21 protein-coding genes, 3 tRNA genes and 1 pseudogene are annotated in these 24,989 nt (G+C 59.1%); 9 read left to right on the top strand and 16 right to left on the bottom strand.

The genetic code is table 11. The annotated features are described in order from the left end of the window. Window positions 1-54: 54 nt before the first annotated feature. Both DCC25_RS01820 and DCC25_RS11720 read right to left on the bottom strand, forming a co-directional pair. A complete protein-coding gene (locus DCC25_RS01820) occupies window positions 55-831 on the bottom strand; it encodes an SDR family oxidoreductase (RefSeq protein WP_110100418.1) in 777 nt (258 codons plus the stop codon). 16 nt (window positions 832-847) lie between these two features. Further along, window positions 848-973 carry a hypothetical protein gene (locus tag DCC25_RS11720; protein WP_255410737.1) on the bottom strand — a complete coding sequence of 42 codons (126 nt, stop codon included), beginning with the start codon at window positions 971-973 and terminating at the stop codon, window positions 848-850. Between DCC25_RS11720 and valS the strand changes: the two genes are divergently transcribed. Beyond that, the gene (gene valS / locus DCC25_RS01815) at window positions 972-3,620 is read left to right on the top strand and encodes a valine--tRNA ligase (RefSeq protein WP_110099786.1); all 2,649 of its coding nucleotides are present in this window, start codon (window positions 972-974) and stop codon (window positions 3,618-3,620) included. The two genes, DCC25_RS11720 and valS, sit on opposite strands and share 2 nt — an antisense overlap. A gap of 111 nt (window positions 3,621-3,731) precedes the next feature. On the opposite strand, the gene DCC25_RS01810 is transcribed toward valS, so the two are convergent. The 6 genes from DCC25_RS01810 to DCC25_RS01785 all read right to left on the bottom strand — a co-directional run bounded on the left by DCC25_RS01810 (window position 3,732) and on the right by DCC25_RS01785 (window position 9,065). Continuing rightward, window positions 3,732-4,334 (bottom strand): DsbA family protein, encoded by a 603-nt coding sequence (locus tag DCC25_RS01810; RefSeq protein WP_110100386.1) that lies wholly within the window; start codon window positions 4,332-4,334, stop codon window positions 3,732-3,734. 117 nt (window positions 4,335-4,451) lie between these two features. After that, window positions 4,452-5,762 (bottom strand): ATP-dependent Clp protease ATP-binding subunit ClpX, encoded by a 1,311-nt coding sequence (gene clpX / locus DCC25_RS01805; protein ID WP_110099788.1) that lies wholly within the window; start codon window positions 5,760-5,762, stop codon window positions 4,452-4,454. A gap of 231 nt (window positions 5,763-5,993) precedes the next feature. Further along, entirely contained in the window at window positions 5,994-6,659 is a 666-nt protein-coding gene (locus DCC25_RS01800) for an ATP-dependent Clp protease proteolytic subunit (protein WP_369860237.1), read from the bottom strand. Window positions 6,660-6,718: 59 nt separating this feature from the next. Beyond that, window positions 6,719-7,339 (bottom strand): ATP-dependent Clp protease proteolytic subunit, encoded by a 621-nt coding sequence (locus tag DCC25_RS01795; protein WP_110099789.1) that lies wholly within the window; start codon window positions 7,337-7,339, stop codon window positions 6,719-6,721. A 203-nt stretch (window positions 7,340-7,542) separates the two neighbouring features. After that, a complete protein-coding gene (tig, locus tag DCC25_RS01790) occupies window positions 7,543-8,925 on the bottom strand; it encodes a trigger factor (protein WP_110100385.1) in 1,383 nt (460 codons plus the stop codon). Window positions 8,926-8,991: 66 nt separating this feature from the next. After that, window positions 8,992-9,065: transfer RNA gene (locus DCC25_RS01785), tRNA-Pro, on the bottom strand. Between the two features lie 257 nt (window positions 9,066-9,322). On the opposite strand from DCC25_RS01785, the gene DCC25_RS01780 reads away from it, so the two are divergent. Continuing rightward, a tRNA-Gly gene (locus tag DCC25_RS01780) sits at window positions 9,323-9,396 on the top strand. Between the two features lie 229 nt (window positions 9,397-9,625). Here DCC25_RS01780 and DCC25_RS01775 read toward each other — a convergent pair. The 4 genes from DCC25_RS01775 to DCC25_RS01760 form a co-directional block, all read right to left on the bottom strand. Next, on the bottom strand, window positions 9,626-10,729 hold the full coding sequence (locus DCC25_RS01775; protein WP_110100384.1) for a lipoyl synthase: 1,104 nt from the start codon (window positions 10,727-10,729) through the stop codon (window positions 9,626-9,628). 35 nt (window positions 10,730-10,764) lie between these two features. Beyond that, window positions 10,765-11,451, bottom strand: a complete 687-nt coding sequence (gene lipB / locus DCC25_RS01770; protein ID WP_110100383.1) for a lipoyl(octanoyl) transferase LipB — start codon at window positions 11,449-11,451, stop codon at window positions 10,765-10,767. Between the two features lie 74 nt (window positions 11,452-11,525). After that, a complete protein-coding gene (locus tag DCC25_RS01765) occupies window positions 11,526-12,416 on the bottom strand; it encodes an Fpg/Nei family DNA glycosylase (protein WP_110100382.1) in 891 nt (296 codons plus the stop codon). A gap of 11 nt (window positions 12,417-12,427) precedes the next feature. After that, window positions 12,428-12,931 (bottom strand): ribose-5-phosphate isomerase, encoded by a 504-nt coding sequence (locus DCC25_RS01760; protein WP_110100381.1) that lies wholly within the window; start codon window positions 12,929-12,931, stop codon window positions 12,428-12,430. 233 nt (window positions 12,932-13,164) lie between these two features. Here DCC25_RS01760 and pepN point away from each other — a divergent pair, with 233 nt between their 5' ends. The 3 genes and pseudogenes from pepN (at window position 13,165) to DCC25_RS11485 (ending at window position 16,829) form a co-directional block, all read left to right on the top strand. Further along, window positions 13,165-15,864 (top strand): aminopeptidase N, encoded by a 2,700-nt coding sequence (gene pepN / locus DCC25_RS01755; RefSeq protein WP_110100380.1) that lies wholly within the window; start codon window positions 13,165-13,167, stop codon window positions 15,862-15,864. Next, window positions 15,861-16,307: pseudogene (locus DCC25_RS11490) on the top strand (OsmC family protein); the annotation flags it as partial. The gene pepN and the pseudogene DCC25_RS11490, both read left to right, overlap by 4 nt. Window positions 16,308-16,451: 144 nt before the next feature. Continuing rightward, on the top strand, window positions 16,452-16,829 hold the full coding sequence (locus tag DCC25_RS11485) for a globin (RefSeq protein WP_233242980.1): 378 nt from the start codon (window positions 16,452-16,454) through the stop codon (window positions 16,827-16,829). A gap of 33 nt (window positions 16,830-16,862) precedes the next feature. Here DCC25_RS11485 and DCC25_RS01745 read toward each other — a convergent pair whose 3' ends face one another. Together DCC25_RS01745 and DCC25_RS01740 are read right to left on the bottom strand one after the other, a co-directional pair. Next, window positions 16,863-17,612 carry an SDR family oxidoreductase gene (locus DCC25_RS01745; protein ID WP_110100378.1) on the bottom strand — a complete coding sequence of 250 codons (750 nt, stop codon included), beginning with the start codon at window positions 17,610-17,612 and terminating at the stop codon, window positions 16,863-16,865. Between the two features lie 68 nt (window positions 17,613-17,680). Continuing rightward, entirely contained in the window at window positions 17,681-18,325 is a 645-nt protein-coding gene (locus DCC25_RS01740) for a hypothetical protein (protein WP_146206395.1), read from the bottom strand. A gap of 152 nt (window positions 18,326-18,477) precedes the next feature. Here DCC25_RS01740 and DCC25_RS01735 point away from each other — a divergent pair, with 152 nt between their 5' ends. Then, the gene (locus tag DCC25_RS01735; RefSeq protein WP_110100376.1) at window positions 18,478-19,395 is read left to right on the top strand and encodes an acyl-CoA thioesterase II; all 918 of its coding nucleotides are present in this window, start codon (window positions 18,478-18,480) and stop codon (window positions 19,393-19,395) included. A gap of 142 nt (window positions 19,396-19,537) precedes the next feature. On the opposite strand, the gene ettA is transcribed toward DCC25_RS01735, so the two are convergent. After that, window positions 19,538-21,220, bottom strand: a complete 1,683-nt coding sequence (gene ettA / locus DCC25_RS01730) for an energy-dependent translational throttle protein EttA (RefSeq protein ID WP_110099519.1) — start codon at window positions 21,218-21,220, stop codon at window positions 19,538-19,540. Between the two features lie 66 nt (window positions 21,221-21,286). Continuing rightward, window positions 21,287-21,751, bottom strand: coding sequence for a single-stranded DNA-binding protein (locus DCC25_RS01725; protein WP_110100375.1), 465 nt, complete (start codon window positions 21,749-21,751; stop codon window positions 21,287-21,289). A 259-nt stretch (window positions 21,752-22,010) separates the two neighbouring features. Between DCC25_RS01725 and DCC25_RS01720 the strand changes: the two genes are divergently transcribed. From DCC25_RS01720 to DCC25_RS01710, 3 genes are all read left to right on the top strand, one after another. After that, window positions 22,011-22,084: transfer RNA gene (locus DCC25_RS01720), tRNA-Arg, on the top strand. Window positions 22,085-22,213: 129 nt separating this feature from the next. Continuing rightward, window positions 22,214-23,791, top strand: a complete 1,578-nt coding sequence (locus tag DCC25_RS01715) for a DUF2079 domain-containing protein (RefSeq protein WP_233487825.1) — start codon at window positions 22,214-22,216, stop codon at window positions 23,789-23,791. A gap of 28 nt (window positions 23,792-23,819) precedes the next feature. Next, a complete protein-coding gene (locus DCC25_RS01710; RefSeq protein WP_110100374.1) occupies window positions 23,820-24,932 on the top strand; it encodes a hypothetical protein in 1,113 nt (370 codons plus the stop codon). The last annotated feature ends 57 nt before the right edge of the window (window positions 24,933-24,989 follow it).

Here is a 24,989-nt window from a genome sequence, read left to right as displayed (position 1 = left end):
TCTGGGTTCATCCTAAACCACGTGCTTGGCAAAATCGAATTAACCCGAGGTCGCTCAGGCGTCTCGAATCAGCTTATGTTGGGCGGCTTGTTTAACCGGTCGCATCACGATCTGGTCGAGGTTGATGTGGTGTGGCAAGGTGACGGCGTACACGCACACCTCAGCGACATCTTCTGCGGTGAGCGGCTCGGCGACACCTTCATAGACTTTTGCGGCGGCGTCGGCATCTCCGCCCATGCGGTTGAGAGCGAACTCATCGGTCTTGACCAGGCCGGGGAGCACTTCAACCACCCGCAGATTATGTTCGGCTTCCTCAAGCCGTAGTGCGGCGGTGAGCGCGTGTTCGCCGAATTTGGCAGCGTTGTAACCGGCCCCGCCCTCATAGGCGACGATGCCGGCTGTGGAGGTCAGATTCAGCACGGTGCCGGCACCGGATTCTCGGAGCATCGGAAGGAAGCCCCGGATCACGCGCAACGCCCCCATGACGTTGGTCTGCAACATCCAGTCCCAGTCCTCGTCTTTGCTCTGGCCAATGGGGTCGGTGCCGTGCGCCCCGCCGGCGATGTTGATCACCGTGTCGACTCCTCCGGCTTCGGTCACGGCCACAACGAAGCGGTCCACCGAGTCTTGGTCGGTGACGTCTAGTTCTAGGGGAATAATTTCCCCGGTGGGTTGGGCGACTTGTGCCGCCAGCTCTTCAAGCCGGTCGAGGCGACGTGCTCCGGCGAATACCTTCCAGCCTTGGTCGGAGAGCTGAAGCGCGGTGGCGTGGCCGATACCGGAGGACGCTCCGGTGACCACGGCCGAACGGGTTGCGTGAAAATCCGTCATCTCTGAGGTCATAGCTTTACAGTACCCGGCTGATGCGGCCCCGGGAGGTAACGCAACGGGTGCCCACCTGGTCCGTCAGGTCTGGGACATACTGCTCAGCACGTGCTGTCGGAGTGGTGGTCTGTGAAAGAATATGTGGCATGGCAGAAGATCTTCAGGGCTCGAACTCGCCCAAAAACAACACCATCCCTGATCGTCCAGGCCTCGAAGGGCTCGAAGAGAAATTTACCGCCCGGTGGGAAGCCGACCGGGTCTATGTCTTCGACCCTGACACGGATCGTGACCAGGTCTACTCCATCGATACTCCCCCACCGACCGCTTCGGGGTCGTTGCACGTCGGTCACGTATTCTCCTATACCCAGACCGACGTGTTGGCCCGCTATCAGCGGATGAACGGGAAGAACGTGTTCTACCCGATGGGCTGGGACGATAACGGTTTGCCCACCGAACGTCGCGTGCAGAACTACTACGGAGTGCGCACCGACCCGGCCACGCCGTATGACCCCGATTATCGTCCACCGGACAAGCCGGCAAAGAACCAGCGCGACTGGGATGTGATCTCCCGCCAAAACTTCATCGAGCTGTGTCTGGAGTTGTCCACCGACGATGAGAAGGTCTACGAGGATCTGTTCACCCGTCTGGGCCTGTCGGTGGATTGGAATCTGTCCTACCGCACTATCGATGACCACTCCCGAGAAGTCTCCCAGCGGGCCTTCCTGCAGAACCTCGCCGATGGCGATGCCTATATGGCCGAGGCTCCCACGCTGTGGGACGTCACCTTCCGCACCGCGGTCGCCCAGGCCGAGCTGGAAGACCGCGAGATGGAAGGCGCCTACCACCGGTACGCTTTCACCACCGAGCAGGGTGAGAAGATCTTTATTGAAACCACCCGCCCCGAACTGCTACCGGCTTGTACCGCGTTGGTGGCTCATCCCGACGATGAACGGTACAAGCCCTACTTCGGCACCACCGTGACGTCCCCACTGTTTGAGGTTCCCGTCGAGGTCAAGGCCCACCCGCTGGCTCAGCCGGATAAGGGGTCGGGTATCGCGATGATCTGTACCTTCGGTGACCTCACCGACGTGACCTGGTGGCGTGAGCTAGAGCTGGATACCCGCACGGTGATCGGTCGTGACGGCCGATTCCAGTCCGAGACCCCAGAATGGATCACCTCCGAGTTCGGTCGTGCTAACTATGAACGACTGGCCGGCAAGACCGTGTTTTCCGCCAAGAAGGCCGTCGTGGAGATGCTGCAAGAACATGATTTGCTCGATGGACAGCCGAAGAAGATCATGCACGCGGTGAACTTCTACGAAAAGGGCGAAAAGCCCTTGGAGATTGTCACCTCCCGTCAGTGGTATTTGCGCAATGGTGGCCGGGACGCCGACCGCCGGGATGCACTAATTGCTCGCGGTGACCAGTTGCAGTGGCACCCGGAATTCATGCAGTCTCGCTACACCAACTGGGTGGAGAACCTCAACGGTGACTGGCTGGTCTCCCGCCAGCGGTTTTTTGGGGTCCCGGTACCGATCTGGTACCGGCTGGATGACCAGGGTGAGCCCGACTATGAGTCCCCGCTGATTCCAGAGGACGCCCAGCTCCCGGTTGATCCGTTGCAGGATGTTCCCGCCGGCTACACTGCTGAGCAGCGCGATCGGCCCGGCGGGTTCACTGGTGATCCGGACGTGCTGGACACCTGGGCGACCTCGTCACTGACTCCACAGATTATTGGCGAATGGTCGACCAATGATGAGCTATTCGACAAGGTCTTTCCTTTCGATCTGCGTCCGCAGGGCCACGACATTATTCGAACCTGGCTGTTCTCCACGGTGGTGCGGGCCGATGCGCTCCACGATTCCGTGCCGTGGCAGCACACTGCCCTGTCTGGCTGGATTCTCGACCCGGACCGGAAGAAGATGTCAAAGTCCAAGGGCAACGTTGTGGTGCCGATGGATATCCTGGACAAATTCGGGGCGGACGCGGTTCGGTATTGGGCGGCGTCAGCCAAGTTGGGCGCCGACACCGCCTATGAGGTCAATCAGATGAAGATTGGTCGTCGTCTGGCGATCAAGCTACTCAACGCCACCAAGTTCGTGTTGCAACTGGGGGCCAACCGCTCCTGGGTTGCGACCACAGCTGACCAGGCCGCACAGATCACCCATCCGCTGGACCGGTCGTTGTTGGCCCAGCTGTCCGACACTATCCAGCAAGCCACTGTTGGCTTTGAGCGCTATGACTACGCCCGGGCATTGACCGTTGTGGAGACCTTCTTCTGGAACTTCACCGACAACTACGTCGAGCTGGTCAAGGACCGCGCCTATGGCGGGCGGGGCGACGACCAGCAACGCTCTGCCGTGGTCACCCTGGCCACCGCACTGGACGCACTGCAACGATTGTTGGCACCTTTCCAGCCCTTCGCTACCGATGAGACCTGGAGCTGGTGGCAACAGGGCTCAGTACACTCAGCACCGTGGCCGGGGCGTGAGGGCGAATCTGCCGGTATTGACGCCGTTGGCCGTGACAGCGATTCCGAGGTGCTCACCGCCGTGGCACGTGCACTGTCCGGGGTTCGTAAGGCCAAGTCCGATGCGAAGGTGTCGCAACGCACCGAGGTCTCAACCGCCACTATTCAGGCGACCTCCGCGCGTGCTGACCAAATCCGGCAGGCCCAAGACGACCTGTACGCTGCCGGGCGCATCCAGCACCTGGAGTTCACCGACCTCACGAATACCGATGAAGAACACGATATCTCCGTGATCAACACCGAGCTCGTGGAGTCCGAGAGCTAAGCTCCTGCCCCGAGTGGTCGGGACCGGATTAGTTAGTCCCGGTGCGACCACAAACGGCGGGGGTGGCCACCAAGACAGTGGCCACCCCCGCCGTTTGTGTCTCAGCGCAGATTAGTCGAAGCGTGGTGTGGAGTCGCGACTGCGCTTGAGCTCATAGAAGTAGGGGTAGCCCGCCAGCGCTACAGCACCATCAAAGATCTTGCCGGCTTCTTCACCGCGCGGAATCTTGGACAGCACCGGGCCGAAGAAGGCAGTGTCACCGAACTGCACCACCGGAGTGCCGACCTCGTTACCGACCAAATCAATTGCCTGCTGGTGGGAGCTGGCCAGTGCCTTGTCGTTCACGTCGGTCCGTGCATCAGCGATGACCTGATCGGCCTGTTCGCTGGCTCCGATCTCCTCCAGAGCGGTCCGGACGGCTGCCTCGCGATCAGAGACGTCATTGTTGTGAATCTGGGTGCCCACTGCAGTGTAGAACTCGCCTAAACGATCATGCCCCAGACGTTGTTCGACGGCGACAGCGGCCCGGGCAGGCAACCACACGTTGGGGTCTTTCTCTTTGCCCTCGGCATCATTGAGGATGCCCAGCGACATCACATGCCAGTCGAGGGTGATATCGCGGACCTGCTCGACTTCACGGATCCAGCGCGAGGTCACCCAGGCGAAGGGGCAGATCGGGTCAAACCAGAAATTGACGACGTTATTTTCGGCCATCGGAGCGTATCTCCTTCTGTCGGGTTCCGGAATCTACTGCAATGCAGTCTGTTGGGCATAGCGACACGCTTCGCGGATTTATTCCGTACAGTTCCGATACCGGTCAAAAACGTAAAATTAGGCCGATTTGGTGCGCCGTTTGTGGGTCACCTCGCGAGTGACCATCAGCGGTTCGGCCTCACCTCGCACGACGTCGCCGGTGATCGTCACCGAGGCAATGTCGTTTCGTGAGGGCAGATCAAACATCACCGGCTGTAGCACGTTTTCCAGAATGGAGCGTAGCCCACGGGCTCCTGCACCTCGTTCTTCTGCCTGGTCCACGACAGCATCAAGAGCGGACTGGTCAAATTCAAGCTCGACACCATCTAACGCAAACATCTTTTGGTACTGCTTCAGCACAGCGTTCCTCGGCTCGGTCAGCACCCGAATGAGTGCCTCCCGATCCAGTGGGTCTACTGCGGTAATGACCGGCAGGCGCCCAATGAATTCAGGAATCAAACCAAATTTCAGCAGATCTTCAGGACGCACATCAGAGTAGGAGGGCAACTCCCCTTCACCGAAACTCGACAAGGCTGCGCCGAAGCCGATCCCCTTACGTCCAGCCCGGGACTCGATAATGCCATCGAGTCCGGCAAATGCACCGGCCACGATGAACAGGACATTAGAGGTATCAATTTGCAGGAATTCCTGGTGCGGGTGCTTGCGACCGCCCTGTGGCGGCACCGAGGCAACGGTACCCTCCAGGATCTTCAGCAGGGCCTGTTGCACCCCTTCACCGGAGACGTCGCGGGTAATCGAAGGATTCTCGGATTTCCGTGAGATCTTATCGATCTCGTCAATATAGATAATGCCCTGTTCGGCCTTCTTGACGTCAAAATCTGCGGCCTGAATCAGCTTAAGCAGAATGTTCTCGACATCTTCGCCCACGTAGCCGGCTTCGGTCAGTGCGGTTGCGTCCGCGACGATAAACGGCACGTCGAGTTTCTTGGCCAGGGTCTGTGCCAAGTAGGTTTTGCCCGAACCGGTAGGGCCGACCAAGAGGATATTCGATTTTCCGACCTCCACATCGGCCAGCGCATCTAGAATCGAGTCATCTCCGAACGTGTCGGTAACAGCCTGGCGGATGGTGTCATTGCCCCGGACACGTTTGTAATGGTTGTAGACCGCGACTGACAAGGCTTTTTTGGCTCGTTGCTGGCCAATGACGTACTGGTCCAAGTGGTCGAAAATCTCGCGAGGAGTCGGCAAGTCGACGTCGTTGGTCTCGGCAACTTCGGTGAGTTCTTCCTCAATGATTTCGTTGCACAGTTCAATGCACTCATCACAGATGTAGACGCCGGGACCGGCGATGAGCTTACGAACCTGCTTCTGGGATTTGCCACAGAAGGAACATTTCAGCAGGTCCGCACTTTCTCCGATTCGTGCCAAGGTGACTCCTCACAATTTTGTTTCGATCCAAGCATAGTAGCTGGCCGGAACTTTTCTGCCCCGTTACACCCGTGTGCCTTGCTCGCTCAGGGGATCTCCCGCCCAAAACTACCCCGAACGTCCCGGGCGATGGAAATCTCGTCTCCACGCTGGGGATAACCACACAGAAAGGCACCGGTGGCGTGAACATCTCATCGCAGAGTGTCCACCCCACCGGTGCTACTGTCAGGCTTAGCTACGTTTGATCTTGCGCGACTCCAGCACCTCGTCGACGAGACCGTATTCTTTGGCCTCTTCGGAGGACAAGAACTTATCGCGGTCAATATCAGCGCGAACCTGATCGACGCTACGGTTGGTGTGCTGGGCGAGGACTTCTTCCATCCAGGTACGAATCCGCAACAATTCGTCAGCGTGAATCTGTAGATCCGTTGCCGTACCACGGTCACCGCCCATGGATGGCTGGTGGATCAGCACGCGCGCGTTGGGAAGCGCCAGGCGCTTGCCCGGAGTGCCGGCGGCCAGCAAGACAGCGGCAGCCGAGGCTGCCTGTCCCAGGCACACGGTTTGGACCTCGGGGCGGATGAACTGGAGGGTGTCGTAGATCGCCGTCATCGCGGTGAAGGATCCACCCGGGGAGTTGATGTACAGAGTGATGTCACGTTCCGAATCCATGGCTTCTAGCACCAAAAGCTGAGCCATAATGTCATCGGCGGAGGCGTCATCGACCTGGGTTCCCAGGAAGATAATCCGGTCCTCAAACAACCGAGCGTAGGGGTCCTGTCGTTTGAAACCGTAGGGAGTGCGTTCCTCAAATTGCGGGAGAATGTAGCGTGCCGAAGGCATCATCGGCGCCTGCGCGGCGGGCATGTCCTGACCAGAGTGTTTGTGCTGTGTCATCGAAGAGCTCCTGAAAAGATGTGGTTAGTCCGCTGAGTGTGGTGGTGACACCAGGATGGTTACTGCTCGACGCCGCCACCACCGGATACGGAACCGGCACGTTCGGCGATGTGGTCGAAGAAACCGTATTCCAGGCCCTGCTCGGCGGTAAACCACATGTCGCGTTCATTATCTTTGAGGATCCGTTCCACACTCTGGCCGGTCTGTTCTGCAGTCAGCTCGGCCATGACTTTCTTCATGTGCATGATCAGCTGGGCCTGAATGCGGATGTCAGACTCGGTACCACCGATACCGCCGGAGGGTTGGTGCATCAGAATGCGGGCGTGGGGGGTGGCGTAGCGCTTGCCCTTGGTCCCGGAAGAGAGCAGGAACTGTCCCATGGAGGCAGCCAAACCGGTTGCTACAGTCACCACGTCGTTGGGAATGTACTGCATGGTGTCGTAGATGGCCATCCCGGCCGTCACCGAGCCACCCGGGGAGTTAATGTAGAGGTAGATGTCGCTCCGGGGATCCTCTGCGGAGAGCAACAGCATTTGCGAGCAGATTGCGTTGGCGTTGTCATCGCGAACTTCAGACCCCAACCAGATGATGCGCTCTTTCAGCAAACGGTTGTAGATGTAGTCTTCACGTTCGGCCGGATCGACAGTGGCCATCCGTGGTGCGGGGGACGAATCTGTCATGGACGTCCTACCTTCCTTCAATGCTGACAGCTACCTCCACGGCAGCCTGGTTGAATCATCTTCGGGAAAAACACTACTGATGATCGGCTCGTTCTGGGGCCACAGCACACGGTATTTCGCTGTTGGCACGAGTCCGTCACATGCCACGGGCCCGCCGGGGAGCAATTCTGCTCCTCAACGGGCCCGTTCAGTATGGCTGAGTTTTATTTCTGCTCGTCGTCGGCTTCCTCGGTGGATTCGCTTGTTTCGTCCTCTTCGGTGGGCTCAGCGACCTCGTCCGCGTCATCGTCCTGTGGCTTAACGAAGGACGACAGGTCCACGGCGTTGCCCTTGGTGTCGGTCACCTCGGCGTATTCGAGGACCTTGGCCAGAGCCTTGCGACGACGCACCTCACCCATGATCATCGGCACCTGGTTGCCCTGATCCAGCATCTGCGCGAACTGGTTGGGGTCCATGCCGTATTGCTGAGCGGTGGTGATAATGTATTCGATCAGCTCAGCCTGTTCGACGCCGATTTCTTCCTGATCGGCGACCTCATCGAGCACGATCTCGTTGACGAAGGCTTCGCGGAAGTTGTTCTCGACTTCTTCGCGGTGCTCCTCCGTGTCATGGTCATCTCCGGCAGAGTGACCGCCATCGTTGAAGTGCTGTTCCAGCTGTTCGGTAATGACCGACTCGGGCACGGGCACCTCGACCAGCTTCAGCAGTTCCTCCAGGACCTTGTCGCGGGCTTCAATCCCCTGGTTGGTCACGGCTTCGTCAGCAGCCTGCTTCTTGAGATCTTCCTTGAGTTCATCGAGAGTATCAAACTCGGAGGCCAGCTGTGCGAAGTCATCGTCAGCCTCGAGCAACTCGCGCTCCTTGACGGCGTTAAGCACCACCTTGACGGTGGCAGCCTCACCGGAGTGCTCGCCGCCGGCCAGGGTGGTCTCGAACACGGCGTCTTCTCCGGCTGATAGACCGTCGAGTGCCTCGTCCATACCCTCGAGCATGGTGCCAGAACCGATCTGGTAGGACAGGTCTTCGGCCTCATCAACCGTTTCACCGTCAATGCTGGCGGTCAAAGAGATCGTCACGAAATCGTCCTGCCCTGCCGGGCGATCGATGTCTTTCAGGGTGGCAAACCGTGCACGCAGGTCGTCCAGAGCCTTTTGCTCATCTTCTGCGCTGGGCTCAGCCGGGTCAACAGTGACCTTCAGGCCCTTATAGTCTGGCAGTTCAACCTTGGGCCGAATGTCCATTTCAGCGGTAAACTTCAGGGGCGCTTCGTCATCGCCGTCGGCTCCGGGAACGGCCTGGATATCCACCTCGGGGCGAGACAGTGGCACGACCTCAGCCTCGCGCAGACCCTGCTGGAAGAATGAGTCCAGGTTGTCGTTGACGGCCTGTTCGATCACCAGACCACGACCGAAGCGCTGGTCGATCAAACGCGGAGGAACCTTGCCCTTGCGGAAACCAGGGATCTGCACCTGATTGGCAATGCTCTTATACGCAACGTCAATACGGGGCTTGAGTTCTTCGTAAGGAACCTCAATCTCCAGCTTGACCCGAGTGGGGCTGAGATTCTCTGTTGTGGACTTGACCACGTAGGACTCCTGATATCGATCGTGGATAAATGGAATTGTGTAGCGGTTAACGACGAACCGAAACTGTCGGGACGACAGGATTTGAACCTGCGACCTCACGCTCCCAAAGCGCGCGCTCTACCAAGCTGAGCTACGTCCCGAAATGCCCGGGCACAACACACCGTGTTGACTCCGACAACAGTGGCACCCTGACGGTGAAACGATCCTTCACCGCACGTGGATTACTCCGCAGGACCGTTGACTGAATAACCATCACGCAGGCCTGGAGGCCACTAGGCACCCACGATATCTTAGTCTGTTTCGCGTCCAAAACGGAAATTTGGACTGAACACTTTTTTGCACTACACTCAAATTCGCTGTGCATTGCAGTGGTGATAACTACTCTGATGTGCACTGCGGGGATGTAGCTCAATGGTAGAGCCTCTGCCTTCCAAGCAGATAGTGCGGGTTCGATTCCCGTCATCCCCTCCACAACGGCTTTGATCCGCCCAGCCCCGGTAGTTCATTGAGGTATGCACACAGAGGGCTCGCGGCCTTTTTCACCTGGGTTCCTCGCCCTCGTCCTCCGTTGAATAAGCAACGGTTGGCAACCCGGTTAGCAATGCTTGCGAGGAATTATCGCGCCCACACTTCATCGGAGCGGAAGCTGTGGTGTCCCGCGCCAAACATCAGGACACTCTCTCGCTCGTCCGTTGCGGGTCTAGGCCACCGGCAACTGGGTGCGGTCACCGGGCTGGTGTGCCGGCAAAGCCGGTTCGTCCGGGTTGTCGTCGACGGCACCGCGGGCCTTGAGACGTTGCACCACAGTGGCAGCTTCCTGACGGGTCGAGCCCTCAGCTGCTTCCTTCAGATGAGCGAACTCGGCAGGGATCTGCCGACCCAGCGCGTTCATGGCCTCAACGTAGAGCTTGCCGGAACGGTAGGAAGACCGCACCAACGGCCCTGACATGCAGGCCTTGACACCACGCTCGTAGGCGAAGTCACGCAACCGGAGGAACTCTTGGGGCTTGACCCAGCGGTCGACCGGCTGGTGTAGCGGCGAGGGTCGCATGTACTGGGTGATGGTCAAAATGTGGGTTCCGGCATCGACCAGATCGCCAATGGTTTCTTCAATTTCTTCGGTGGTCTCTCCCATGCCGAGAATCAGGTTGGATTTGGTGACCAGTCCTGCGTCGCGGGCTTTACTGAGTGCACCCAAGGATTTCTCATACCGAAAGGCGGGACGAATAATCTTCATCAACCGCGGAACAGTCTCGATGTTGTGGGCAAAGACCTGGGGCTGAGCGTCGAAGACCATCTGCAACGGGCGGTCTCCCCCGCGGAAGTCATCGACCAGCAGCTCCACCCCGGTGCCTTCGCCACGACGATGAATGGCACGGCAGGTTTCAGCATACAGCCAGGCGGCACCGTCTTCGAGGTCGTCGCGGGCCACACCGGTCACCGTCACATAGCGTAGCCCGAGTTCCGACACCGAGTCAGCCACACGTTCGGGCTCTTCTTGGTCGTACTCCCCCGGCTTACCGGTGGCGATGTCGCAGAAGCTACACCGGCGGGTGCACACCGCCCCACCGATTAAGAACGAGGCTTCCCGGTCTTCCCAGCACTCGTAAATGTTGGGGCAGTTGGCTTCCGCGCAGACAGTGTTCAGAGACTGCTTGCGGACTTGCTCACGCATGTTCCGGTATTCCGGCCCAACTGTGGCTTGGGTTTTCAACCAGTCGGGTCGATCCTCGCGAGGTACTTGAGCGTTTCGCGCCTCGATGCGCAATAGCTTGCGTCCTTCTACTTTCGGCAAGGTCGACATGTCAGGTGTTCCTCTCCTTGTGAGACGAGATCGGATCAGCTGTGGTGTGGCTGAAGACTCTGGTCCGTTTCTGCGGTGGTGGAGTAGATCGGATCAATCAGTGGGGTCAATCGTTCGGTGAGCTCCGCGACCAGCGGATCAACCAGATCAGCGACCGCAAGGTCGGTGACGCCTTCTTCTGCCATCGAGGTCACCGCAGCGTCATTGATGCCACACGGGATAATCCCAGTGAACGATGTATTGGGGTCGGTCGTGACGTTGAGCGAAATACCGTGCATGGTCGCCCCGCGCGAAATCTTCAGGCCAATGGCCGAGATCTTCCGGTCGGGGTTGCGCAACCAGACTCCGGCCCGGTCCTGGATGCGTTCTACCGGCAAGTCGTAGTGTTCACCCAGCACGGTGAGCACGGAGGCTTCCACACTGCGGATGTAGCGCAATGTGTCGATGGGCTCGGCAAGCTTGACGATCGGGTACACAATGAGCTGTCCGGGCCCGTGCCAGGTCACCGATCCGGCACGGTCCGTCTCAATCACCGGAATCTCATCGGAGATAATGTCGACAGCCTTGGTGTTCCGTCCGGCCGTGTAGGTGGATTCGGCCTGCCAGATCAGTAGCGTTGATTCTTCTCGGCCTTCAGAGACAGCCCGGTGAATTTCACGTTGGCGCTGGTCCATGGTCGCATAGCTCTGTAGACCGTTGTCGAGTTCGTTGAGAATGCGCATGCAATCCCCTCAATCCTGCGCGATGAAAGTACATCCATTAAACCAGATGACTTCGGTTGATGACGCAAATTATCTTATCCCTGACAGCGGGTGCACCAGTACAGTTTTCGTTGGTGCATCGATTCCACGACAATGTTCTGTGTGCCACAGACCCGGCATGGCTCGTTCTGTCGTTGATAGACGTAATAGGCGTGCTCGGGCCAGGCATCGTTCAGAGCGATTCCGGGACGATCTTCGGCCCGGGTGGTGATAATCTTTCCGGTCGCGACACCACGACGCATCAGTCGCACTTCATCCTCCCACAGCTGGTGCAGCTGTTCCGCGCCGAGTTGTCGCGACGGGGTGTGCGGGTTGATGCCGGTGCGAAAGAGCCCTTCGGCCCGGTAGATATTGCCGATTCCACCAATGATTTTCTGGTCCATCAGCACCTCCCCGATGGGACGTCGGGTGGCCAGCGCTCGGTCGATAAACCGTTGCGGGTCGGCATCACGTCGCAAGGGGTCAGGTCCAATACTGGCCACCACGTCGCCAGCTTCATCCACGGTGAGCACCCGGACCACAGAGGCACCGATGAGATCAGCCCACCCGTGGTCGGAGACGATCCTGACCCGAGTGGTGGGTTTGGGCTCTGGCGGATCGACCGGGTTGGTGCTCAGCTGCAAGGAGTGCTGCTCACGTTCGCCGATCTTGCGTGGAGCTCCGATCGAGGACACGGTGGCCACATGCTCGTCACCACCGAAGGTCCAGGCCCCGTACATGCCCAAATGCACGTTGAGGATCAGCTCGTGGTCAAAGACGAGGAAAAAATGTTTCCCGTAGGCTTCAGCCCGCGTAGCCCGCCGCCCGTCTAGCCGGGCGGCGCCGGCACTGAACCGTCCTTGCGGAGAGGTGATGCGTAACGGTTGGTCGGTAAAGACCTCGGAGAAATATCGGGCCAACCGGTGGATGGAGTGTCCTTCAGGCATCAGCTACGTCGTTACGCGTCCAACCCGTCGGTGCCCAGTTCGAAACCTTCGATCTCACCGCGCTGTTCGAACTCGGCAACCTGGTCAATGCGGCGCTGGTGACGTTCTTCACCGCTAAACGGTGTCTCTAAGAATGCGGTCACAATTTCCAAGGCTTCCTCGGCTGCGTGCTGGCGCCCCCCGATAGCGATGAGCTGAGCGTCATTGTGTTCACGGGCCAGGTGGGCGGTGGCTACTGACCAGGCCAGGGCAGCTCGGATACCGGGGACTTTATTAGCAGCAATTTGTTCACCATTGCCGGACCCACCCAGCACAATACCCAAGGAGTCCATTCCGGCTGCACGTTCCCGGGCGACTGCGAGCGCGGCGTTGATGCAGAATGACGGGTAATCATCGTCGGGGTCATAGGCCTGAGGCCCGTGGTCCAACACGTCGTATCCGGAATCAGTCAGGTGATCAATGAAGTAGTGGGCCAAATCCAGCCCGGCATGATCGGTGGCAATGTGCACACGCATGGCGTTGGTCTCCCCTTGGTGTTGCTGCGGTCGATGACGGTGTGAGCCTCACCTTCACCCTACCGCGAACCCTCTCACCGCGGAGCACCGGCTGACGAGCCAGCTATCCAACGGTGAGTCTGCTGTGGCAGACAAGAAACGCACAGAAAGTGACACAATGGGGAACAGACCAAGAGACGACCGGACTTCGAATCCGATCAACCCGAGACGTCCAGCGAGGTGTTTTGTAGAGGATGACCACATCACAGTTGCTCAATATCACGGCCACCGAAGCACAAGCGCGGGCCACCGCGTTCGATGTCGAGTCGTACCAGGTTGAGCTGGATCTCTCGTGGGACGGTGAAGTGTTCGGGTCTCGTACCGAGGTGCACTTTACCGCTGCGGACCGCGCCAGTATCGCCCCGGAATACAGTTTCATCGACTTTGTTGGGGACTCGTTGCGCGAGGTGAGTCTGAACGGCATCAACCTACCCACCGACGAGTATCACGGCGCTCGTATTGCCCTGCCGGTCGAGCATCTCGCCGATACCAACGTGCTGGTCGTCGATGCTGTGGCCCGCTATACCAATACCGGTGAGGGACTACACCGCTTTGTGGATCCGGTCGATAACGAGACCTACCTGTATTCGCAGTTCGAGGTGCCCGACTCGCGCCGGGTGTTCACGGTCTTTGAACAACCCGATCTGAAAGCCACCTTCCAGTTCACGGTCATCGCCCCGGACCACTGGACCGTGATCTCCAACCAACCCACCCCGGATCCGATTCCTCTGGAATTATTAGCCGGAGCCGGTGTGACCGGTCGCCGGGACGACACAGCACACCACAGCCGGGGGCATCTGGCTCGCTGGGAATTCACACCCACGCCACGACTGTCTTCATATGTGACCGCGCTGATTGCCGGCCCCTACTATTCGGTGCACTCCACAGCCACCTCCACCACCGGCCGAGAGATTCCGCTGGGACTGTACTGCCGGGCTTCGATTGCCGAGTATTTGGACGGTGACAACCTCTTTGAAATCACCCGGCAAGGTTTCGACTTCTTTGAGCACGAATTCAATACGCCCTACCCGTTTGAAAAATATGATCAGCTATTTGTCCCAGAGTTCAATGCCGGGGCGATGGAAAATGCCGGCGCCGTGACATTCTTGGAGGACTATGTCTTCCGTGGCCCGGTGGCCGAACAGCTGGTCGAACGACGGGCCATCACGATCCTGCACGAGATGGCCCACATGTGGTTCGGCGACTTGGTGACCATGCGCTGGTGGAATGATCTGTGGCTGAATGAGTCCTTCGCCGAGTTCGTCTCCCACGTCGCAGCGGTGCAGAACACCCGGTTTGATCAAGCCTGGACCACCTTTTCCGCGGTCGAGAAAACCTGGGCCTACCGCCAGGACCAGCTCAGCACCACGCATCCGATTGTGGCCGATATCAGGGACCTGAATGACGTGCTGGTGAATTTCGATGGCATCACCTATGCCAAGGGTGCCTCGGTGCTCCGGCAACTGGTGGCCTATGTAGGTCACGACGCATTTGTGGAAGGTGTGCGTCGTTATTTCCATACTCATGCCTATGGCAATACGGCGCTGAAAGATCTCCTCGGTGAACTGCAGCTGGCCTCGGGCCGTGACCTGGCCGAGTGGTCCGAGCTGTGGCTGAGGAGCTCTGGGATCAACACGCTCGAGCCACAGCTACAGCTTGCCGAGGACGGTGAGACGATCTCCTGTTTGCAGATCCTGCAGTCGTCTCAGCACAGTGAAACGCCATTGCGTCCCCACCGGGCGGTGGTGGGCTGCTACCGGAACGACCCGGCCCACCCCGAACGGCTGATTCGGGCCGAACGGATCGAGCTCGACATCACCGGTGAGACCACCGAGGTCCACGTACCGGCCGGCACGAAGGTCCCGGACATTCTGCTAGTCAATGATGAAGACCTGACCTATGCGAAGGTGGTGCTGGACCCGGATTCCGCGCGCACCACCATCGACCGGCTGTCGGATGTGGCAGATTCCGGAGCTCGTGCGGTGCTCTGGGGTGCATTGTGGCACATGACCCGTGATGGAGTGCTCTCGGCCTCGGCGTTTATTAGTACCTTGCTGAAGCATCTGGGTGCAGAGACCCACTCGAGTTTGATCTTCACTCTGATCCGTCAGCTCAATACCGCACTGAATCGATATGTTCCGGCCAGCCATCAGCCCCAGATCCGGCACACGGTCGCCGAGAAGCTCTGGGAGCTGGCCACCGCGGCACCGGCCGGCAGTGATACCCAGCTCCAGTTCTTCAAGGCGTTCATTCTCCATGCCCGCCACCACCAGCTCGAGATCCTCTCCGAGGTGCTCAGCTATGGTGCTCACGGTCAGGATCCGCGGTTGCCCGGGCTGGTGCTCTCCGACGAACTGCGCTGGGATGCGCTGACCTCGCTGGTAGCCGGTGGCTACGCCGGGGTGACGGAGATCGAGGCAGCGGCTCAGGCCGATACCACGGCCACGGGAGCGTTGTCTCGTCATAAGGCCATGGCAGCCCGGCCCGAAGCACAAGCCAAAGCTGACACCTGGAGCCGGCTGGTGGAGGCTGATATGTCCAATACCACCCAGCGCCAAACCATTATTGGTTTCAACCGGGTCCACGACCGTGCAGTGCTGGAACCGTTCATTGACCAGTACTTCGAGGTCATCGACACCGTCTGGGGCCAGCGCTCGCACGAGATGGCCGAAACGTTCGCCGAAGGCCTCTTCCCCGGCTGGGATGTCTCCGAATCCACTCTCGAGAAGGCCTCGACCGTCCTGGCATCTACCAACCATTCTGCGCTGCAACGAGTTCTGGCAGAAAACCGCGATGATCTGATCCGGTCCCTGAGGGCCCAACGAGCCTTTGAAACGACACCGTCTGGCAATCACCGCAGCACCGGTAGCACGAACGAGACGAACGACGCATGATGGAACACACCTTTCAGTTACGCGCCGAATGGTCGAGCCGTGACACCCCGCACCCGAAGCGGGGGTTCACCCGAGATATCCTCATCCAGGCCGATGGGCCCGGTGAACTGCAGGGCTCAGCGGCCAGAGCGTTTCATGGTGACACCTCCCGGTGGAATCCGGAGCAGTTATTGCTGGCGGCTCTGGCCGAGTGCCATATTCTGTCGTACTTATTCGTGGCAGGCCAAGAAAAATTGGCGGTCTCCCACATCGAGGTCGGTGGCGAGCTACTGCTCTCGCACGACCTGAAAGAGGGCGGACAAGTCGCCAGTGCGGTGTTACGCCCCCAGGTGTGGCTGGATGAGGCGACTCATGACCAGGACCCCCAGGCCTACCAGCGGGCCGGAGAGTTGCACGAGACAGCTCATCAACAGTGTTTCGTCGCCCGGTCGGTGAATTTTCCGGTGGCCATCAAGCCGGTGACCACCGGAGAACCTAAGCGAAAGTCACCTCAGTTCACCACCCGCCTGGGTGCTCCGATTGCACTGCGACCGCCCCGACCGGCCAAAAAACCCGTGTCGGTCACCGGTGCCACCGGTTCCCCGGCAGTGGAACAGCGTAGCTTCTACGACCAGGTGGGCGGACACGAAACCTTCGCGAAACTGGCGCGGGTGTTCTACGAGCAGGTCGCCACGGACCCGGAGTTCCGTGCCCTGTATCCCGAGGAAGACCTGGGTCCTGCAGAAGCTCGACTGCGCATGTTTCTGGAACAGTACTGGGGTGGGCCCACCACTTATTCCCAGCAACGTGGCCACCCGCGGTTGCGGAAGCGCCACATGCCCTTCGAGATCGGGCCCCAAGAACGGGATACCTGGTTGAAATACATGAAGGTCGCGGTGAAGTCCTTAGACCTTGCTCCCCTGCAGGAAGAGACCCTGTGGGATTACCTCGAGCGCGCCGCCCACGCGATGCAGAACCGGTCTTAGCCACGCACGTCCTGTCAGTCCAGGCACACGACGCTAGACCAGGTGGCGGAGGACCCGAGCCACCGTGCGGTCCGGGGCCAGCGCACGGAGTTTCCGGAATGCCATATCGGGCAGTGAGACTCCGTAGTGGATGGTGGCCCGTTGCCATTGGTTGCGCGGATGCACCGCGGTGTAGATCTTTTCGGCGACGTCTCGCGGGGTAATCCGCACCCCCAGCGTGCGGATGGATTTGGCGCTCACCTCAGCCAGTGCCGTCTTGGCCCACAGCGGCATGACATCGATGACTCGAATATCATCGTGTTTCCATTCCAGCCCGAGTCCTTCGGTCAATCCTTTGACGTAGAATTTCGTGGCCGAATACACCAGCACATCGGGTTGACCGTAAATCGCCGATGCCGAACACATATTCACCAGGGTGGAGCCGGGTGTGGCCTTCAAATACGGGTGTGCTGCCCGGGCACCGTAGGTTGGTCCGGCGCAGTTGACCTCAATCGTGTTCAGAATTCGGGCGGGGTCTTGGCGAGCCAGAGCACCGTCAATGATCACGCCGGCGTTATTGTCGAGCACATCGAGCCGTCCCCCGGTGTGCGAGGTGAATTCAGCCAGTGCTGTATCCCACTGCTGTGGGTCGGTGACATCCAAGTGCCCGGTGATCAGGTGTGGATGTCCGTAGGGAATCTCGTTGACGTCATAGGCTCCCACGAGCCATCCAGCGGATAAGATTTTTTGTGCGGTGGCCCGGCCAATTCCTGTGGCTGCTCCAGAAATGAAAATTGCCCTCATGCGGTCACTCTAAAGGACCAGCACGCCACTGAATAGAGATCACTGGTAGCGCACCGTACTCGAGGCCGCTAGACGGTGATGGCAGGGCGGGATACGATGTGCCCGCCCCGAGATGTCAGTCGCAACCAGACTCCCGCCCGAAAGAGCTGGGAGGTGCCCCGCTGGGTTAAAAAACTCAGTCCAGACGCGGCAAAAGCCATCCCGGCCGGAAATTGCGCCACGGCCGGGTCCCCGTATGTCTCACCCCAGACTGCGGTGCGGGCCTGGTGAACCATTGCGGCCCCGGGACTAGTGGGCAACGTTTCTGCGACGTGGCGGATGCCCTGTCGAGATAATTCGCTCAGCTCAGCGTCGTCGATCACCGCTACCAGTCGCCACTGGGTTCTGGGCGGTGTCATGCCGGTCCAGGCGGTTTCTTCTTCTACCGGAGGTAGCGTGAGCCACGTGATGTCCTGGGAGGTCATCCGACTGGTACGGTCGGTAATCGCTTGTAACGGGTAGACACGGTCGAGTCCATCCAGCACACCAACTTGGTCCTCAGAGTTGTTCAACCCCACGGTCCGAACACCGAGGACGTAGGGCATCTGGTCGCCAAGGCTCAGGGGGCTGAAAATATTGACGGTGGTCACCAAAACATTGCGTTGGACTTGGAGACGCATGCTGGTGGCTTGAAGGTGCTTGGCCCGTTCCGCAAAGCGATGCAAATCGTTCACGACACGGTCATTGGCCAGCGGTATGCGGTGCCCCTGAGTCATCCCGCCATTCTCCCACGAATGGAACACGCGTGCGCTCTGTTGACGACACGAGCGGTTATGATCGATGACAGAATTATTCGCATCGCACTCATCAGAGGGGCACCATTCACATGACCGAGACCAATGGTTCCGAGACGCCGAGGCTAGATTCAACGGATCTACTCCGTCAAGTCTTGGATCTGGAGTATCAGGCAATCATTGATTCCAAGAAAATCTATACCGGCACAACGCCGCCACAATATGGTGGGCGTGTGTTTGGGGGCCAGGTCCTGGCCCAGGCATTGATTGCCGCTGGTGACACGGTCGATGACGAACGGCACCTGCATTCGATGCATGCCTATTTCGTCCGACCCGGCGATGCCCAGGTGCCCATTAACTTTGTGGTGGAAGAAGTCCGCGATGGACGGTCTTTTTCGGTTCGCCATGTGGCAGCGCAGCAACACGGTAAGACCATTCTGACCCTGACCTGTTCCTTCCAGGCCGAGGCATCCGGGATGGACTTTTTCCAGCCCATGCCGCAGGGCATGCCCGACCCACGGAGCATCCCCAGCACTGAAGAGTTGTTGGGCGGCATTGACCATCCTCAAGCCCAGGAGATGGCCTCACGTCGCCCCTTCGATATTCGGATGATTTCCGAACCGGTCTACATCGGTCCTGCGCAGGAGCGTTCCTCGCAAACAGCGTGCTGGTTGAAGACCTTTTCCGGCATCGAGCTGGGACATAATCAGCAGGCGGCTGCCCTGGCCTATGCAGCTGACTATATGCCCTTTGATCCGATTCTGCGCCAGGCCGGGCTGTTCTGGGCCACTCCCGGGATTTCGATGGCTTCGCTAGACCACGCCATGTGGTTCCACCGTCCCATCAAGGTCGATGAATGGATGCTGTATGTGCTGTCCAACCCCTCAACCCAGTCGGCGCGAGGCACCAGTATCGGGCAGTTCTATTCCACCGCTGGAGACCTCATTGCCACCGTCGCCCAAGAAGGCATGATCCGCACCCCGGATGACGACAACGCCCCGTCCTCATGATCTCGTCAGTCCTGACACGTGCCGTAACTGTCGTCTGTTAGCACAGCATCTAATCGCACTAACAGCACAGAAACCACCAACGGGGTCTCACCACACACGATGGCGAGACCCCGTTGGTGTTCAGGGCGTGGAGATCGTGACTCTAGTCGCGAGTCAGTTTCCGGTGGGTCACCCGGTGCGGACGTGCTGCCTCGGGGCCGAGACGCTCGACCTTATTTGCCTCGTAGGATTCGAAGTTCCCCTCGTACCAGTACCAGTGAGCGGGGTTTTCTTCGGTGCCTTCCCAAGCCAACATGTGGGTCGCGACACGGTCTAAGAACCACCGGTCGTGGGAAATGACTACCGCACACCCGGGGAATTCCAGCAGAGCGTTTTCCAGTGAGGTGAGTGTTTCCACGTCGAGGTCGTTGGTCGGCTCGTCAAGGAGGAGCAGGTTGCCACCTTCTTTCAACGTCAGCGCCAGGTTCAATCGGTTACGCTCACCGCCGGAGAGCACACCAGCTTTCTTCTGCTGGTCCGGGCCTTTGAATCCGAAAGCGGACACATAGGCCCGAGAAGGCATCTCCACATTGCCAACTTGAATGTAGTCCAGTCCGTCAGAGACGACCTCCCACAGGGACTTCTCGGGATCAATATTGGCACGGTTCTGATCCACGTAGGAGATCTTCACCGACTCACCGATCTTCAGCTCTCCACCGTCGAGGTCTTCCAGCCCCACGATGGTTTTGAACAGGGTGGTCTTACCCACACCGTTCGGCCCGATGATACCGACGATGCCGTTCGGCGGGAGCGAGAACGACAGGTCATCAATCAGGACGCGATCGCCAAAGCCTTTGCGAATATTGGTGGCTTCGATGACCTGCGATCCCAAGCGGGGGCCCGGCGGAATCTGAATCTCTTCGAAGTCAAGCTTGCGGGTCTTCTCCGCTTCAGCTGCCATCTCTTCGTAACGTGCCAGACGAGCCTTCTGCTTGGCTTGACGCCCCTTGGCATTGGTCCGAACCCAGTCGAGTTCGTCCTTGAGGCGTTTGGCCAGCTTGGCGTCTTTGCGCCCCTGAACGGCCAACCGTTCACGCTTCTTCTCCAAATACGTGGAGTAGTTACCTTCGTAGGGGTAAAGACGACCGCGGTCGACTTCTGCAATCCACTCGGCCACGTGATCCAAGAAATACCGGTCGTGAGTCACGGCGATAACAGCGCCGGGGTAGGTCTTTAAGTGACCTTCCAGCCACTGCACCGATTCTGCGTCCAGGTGGTTGGTGGGCTCATCAAGCAACAACAGGTCAGGCTGTTCCAGCAACAATTTACACAGCGCAACACGACGACGTTCACCACCAGAGAGATGCGTGACGTCAGCGTTACCATCTGGTAGTTGTAGGGCTTCCATGGCTTGTTCCAACTGAGAGTCGATGTCCCACGCATCAGCGGCATCAATCTCTTCCTGCAACGTGCCCATTTCTTCCATCAAGGCATCGAAATCCGCATCTGGCTCGGCCATTTCGGCAGAGATCTGGTTGTAGCGCTCAAGCTTCTGGTAGATCTCTCCAACGCCCTCACGGACGTTGTCCAGCACATTTTTCTCTTCGTTGAGCGGAGGTTCCTGCAAGAGAATTCCGACCGAGTATCCCGGGCTGAGACGTGCTTCACCATTCGAGGCCTCGTCCAGACCGGCCATGATTTTCAGAATCGTTGATTTACCCGCACCGTTGGGGCCGACCATACCGATCTTCGCTCCGGGGAAGAACGACATGGTGACGTCATCGAGGATGACTTTATCGCCAACTTTTTTGCGGGCATTGATCATGGTGTAAATAAATTCCGCCATGCCCTCTACAGTAGTCGGTGGCCGTGGCAAATGCGTACTCGCACGCCACGGCCACCGCACGCTAGCTTAGGCAGCAACCTCTGGATCGTCGCCCTCCCCCTGCGGGGTTTCGACCGGGTCGCGCACCAGCGGAGAGGCGTCCCAAGACTCGGTGGACCCCGCAAATATTTCGTACGGACGCGAGAATTCCGCAAACCCCATCGCCAGATCGTGGCCGATGGTGGTGGCATAGATTTCGACTGCTGTCCCTTGGCGCTGTCCGTCTTTGGACGTCCAGGGACGAATGGACAAATTGCCCGTCACGACCACGGGTTGACCTTTCACGACACTGCGGTAGACATTATCGGCCAGTTTCTTATAGGCGGTGACGGTAAACCAGTTGGTATTGCCGTCTTCCCACTCTCCCGTGCGCTGATTCCATTTGCGTTCCGTCGAGGCCAAGCGGAAATCCACCGCCGAATCCCCCGAGGGTAGCGTGACTTTTCGTGGTTCGGTTCCCACGGTGCCTCGTACCGTCATGTTTTGTCGCATCGTCCAGCCCCTTTCTCATCATGTCTGCCCCCTGAATACCCCGATGCGGTGGGTGGGTGGGAGCTGACGGTGATGGTTATTCATCGATGGCATTGTTCTCAGCTCCCAGACTGGCAGCACGTGTGTGCCCTGTCCGGGTTACCTCCAGCTTCGTCGAGTTGAGGACAACTCGACACCTGCAGGACCTCAACTGTGGATAGTGGTGGCGCGTGTATTGGCCCTGTGGGGAACAAAGCGGATACAATAGGGGTGCTCATTTGCCTCAGTAGCTCAGCTGGATAGAGCAACGGCCTTCTAATCCGTAGGTCGGGGGTTCGAATCCCTCCTGGGGCGCTGTTGACCAGGTGCTGGTGTGCTGATCTGGTGTGCCGGTCTTGCCTCGACCGGTGTGCCCCTGACCCCGCGGGGCATGATATATGGCGAGACCGGACCGTGAGGAGACCCAATAAGGTGTCACATGCTATGCAGCAGAACACCCAGCAGACTCAAGCTGAGGCCGAGACCGGACCGGCGATCCCGTCTCGTGCCAAAGTGTGGTGTCATCTCGGCATCCTAATGGCCGTGGCGATCGCGGTGTATATCACCCATTCGATCCTGCGGTTTAACGGCTACCACGCCAAAGGGTTCGACCTGGGAATTTTCGACCAGGCAGTACGCCAATACTCGTTGTTTAAGCCTCCAATCGTGCCGATTAAAGGCGATGGTTTCCACCTGCTCGGGGACCACTTCCACCCGATCCTGGCGCTACTATCTCCCTTCTACTGGATCTGGGACGACCCGCGCATGTTGGGGATCATCATGGCCCTGGCACTGGCCTCAACGGCGATTCCGGTCTATTTCTTCACCCGGCGCCGCAGCCACCACCACGTCTGTGCCTTAGTGGTCAGCACCGCATTGCTAGCGTTCTGGCCTTTCCAGGCCATGGTCAACTGGGACTTTCACGAAGTCACGCTCGGGGTGCCGGTCATTGCGTGGGTGATGTGGGCGCTGGATGCGCGCCGTTTCTGGCTGGCGTGCGGGCTGAGCCTGATCCTGCTCACTGTTCGGGAAGACATGGGGATCACGCTGGTCGCCATCGCCGTGGTCATGTTGTTTTATCGGGCCTGGTGGCAGGCTCTGGTCACCGCGGTGAGTGGCATGATCGGTTTCGTCGTGGTTTTACAGGTCGTGATCCCTTATTTCTCCCCCTCGGGAGAATTCTCGTATTGGGAATATACCGCCCTGGGTGAGGATCTGGGTTCCTCCTTGACCTTTATGCTCACCAACCCCTTGGAAACAATCGGCATCCTGTTTGATCATCCGCTAAAGATCGGGCTGTGGCTCCTTCACTTCGTGCCCCTGTTGCTCTTGCCGTTGTTATCGCCCATTACCCTGGCAGCAGCTCCGCTGTTACTTTCCCGGTTGTTCAATGACCGGTTAAACGTCTGGGCGCCGGTGTACCAGTACGACGCCATGCCCTCGGTGATTTTGATGCTGGCTGCCGTCGATGGGGCTTATCGACTTACTCGATGGGTCCGGACCTGGCCAGACAGCTCCCAGACACCTGGCACCAACCACCTCCCGAAGGACGCCACGGAGGCGACTACCGGTCAGCCCCGACCACGACCGGCTTCCGTGGTCGGTACGGTGGTGCTTGGCGTGAGCTTGGTCGGCACCGTGACCTTCCCGGCTGTCTTCCCGTTCCACCAGCTACTCACTGCTACGTACTGGATACCCAGCGAGAAAGCACAAGCCTTTGACCGCGCCGTATCAATGATCCCCGACGACGTCTGTGTCGAAGCGGCCGACCATGCCGCCCCGCATCTGAGCACTCGCACCGCGGTGGGTCTCCACGGGACGTTGAACGACGACCGGTCGACCTGGATGATTATTGATGACGAGGTCGAGGAGCTGGGTGGCAACCACCCGCTGACCCCATCGCAAGCATTCGACCGGGCTGAACGGCTCGGCTTTGAGGTAGTTTGGGAGGATCAAGGTGTCTGGGTCCTTCACCGCGATCAGCCGGTTGACCCTGCCTGCTCGCAGTATCTGCACCGCTAATTCCACGACCGGTTGACAAGGAGGATCCATGGATGGTTTTGAGCTCTTCCGCACCTTACTAGTGGCCGTAGCGGTGGTGGGTGGTATCGCTCTGTTGGTGTTCGGCTGGAACATGATGGCCTCCCGGCTGTTGGGAGGTCGCAGTGAAGACCACGAGCTGACAGCTACGGAAGGAAACCACGCCGGTTTAGATGCGCAACGGCGTCTGGCGGAATTGCAACAGGAGCTCTTTGCCTTGCTGGCCTTGCCCGAGGGACCTGACCCCCGACACCCTGGTTCGAGCACCGAGGTGGTTTTCGACACCCCGGGCTGGGCCGATGAGTCCAGTCGGTTCGTCCGCGCTTTCCGAGCCAGCCAGTCAGCGTGCTATCAACGCTTCACCGAGCTCGCTCCAGAACCCGGTAGCCTGCAGGTGTCCTCACAGCAACTGGACGCCCTCGTCTCGGTGCTGGGCGAACTGACCGAAAACTTCCTCGAAATTGATCGAGCCATCAAACTCAGCGATACGGTTAGCGATTCCAACAACACCCAATTCATCCTGGACCGGCGTTGGGGTGCCCCACTGCGCCGGGATACTGTGGCGGACAACCAGCCAGAGCGTTTAGCAGAAAACCTGATGGTATATGTGGCCAGAAACTGGCCGGTGCATCAACGAATCATCCGTGATGACTTCACCGCCGCTGGCCTCGGCCAGGCCGAACAGAAAACCCTGGATTCCTTACTCAACAGGCTGGTGACCCACCAGCTTTTGGCCCGTGATCATGACGGGTTCATCTGGCCGGCTTCCACCCATCAACCCGACTGGGGCGTATTCCGCCAGCTCAGCATTGAGCAGCTGGCCGATCCTGACGCTGTACCGTTGATTGAGCTCGCCAATGCCGCCTGGGCTGGACTCGGCACCTGCGAGGACCAGCGCGCCACCACCAACCACCTGGTCGTCGCTACCGCCGAACAGCTCGGACTAACCGCCGAGGACCTGCACGCATCTCCCCAAGCCGAACAACGGGTGTGGGATGCCCTCGAGACCGGACTGGCCACCGACCGGTTAGCGACAGCCGGGCCGGACCAGATCCGGCGAGGACGCACCCAGTGGCCGGTGCTCTACCGGCGTCCGGTCACACCCCGGCATTCACGTTCCTAACACTGAACCTGCTGATCCTTATCCCGTGCTACACCGCACCAAAAGCTAATCCACGAA

It is taken from the genome of Auritidibacter sp. NML120636, assembly GCF_003185945.1.
Classification (GTDB): domain Bacteria; phylum Actinomycetota; class Actinomycetes; order Actinomycetales; family Micrococcaceae; genus Auritidibacter; species Auritidibacter ignavus.
This window is presented reverse-complemented; position numbering and strand designations above follow the sequence as displayed.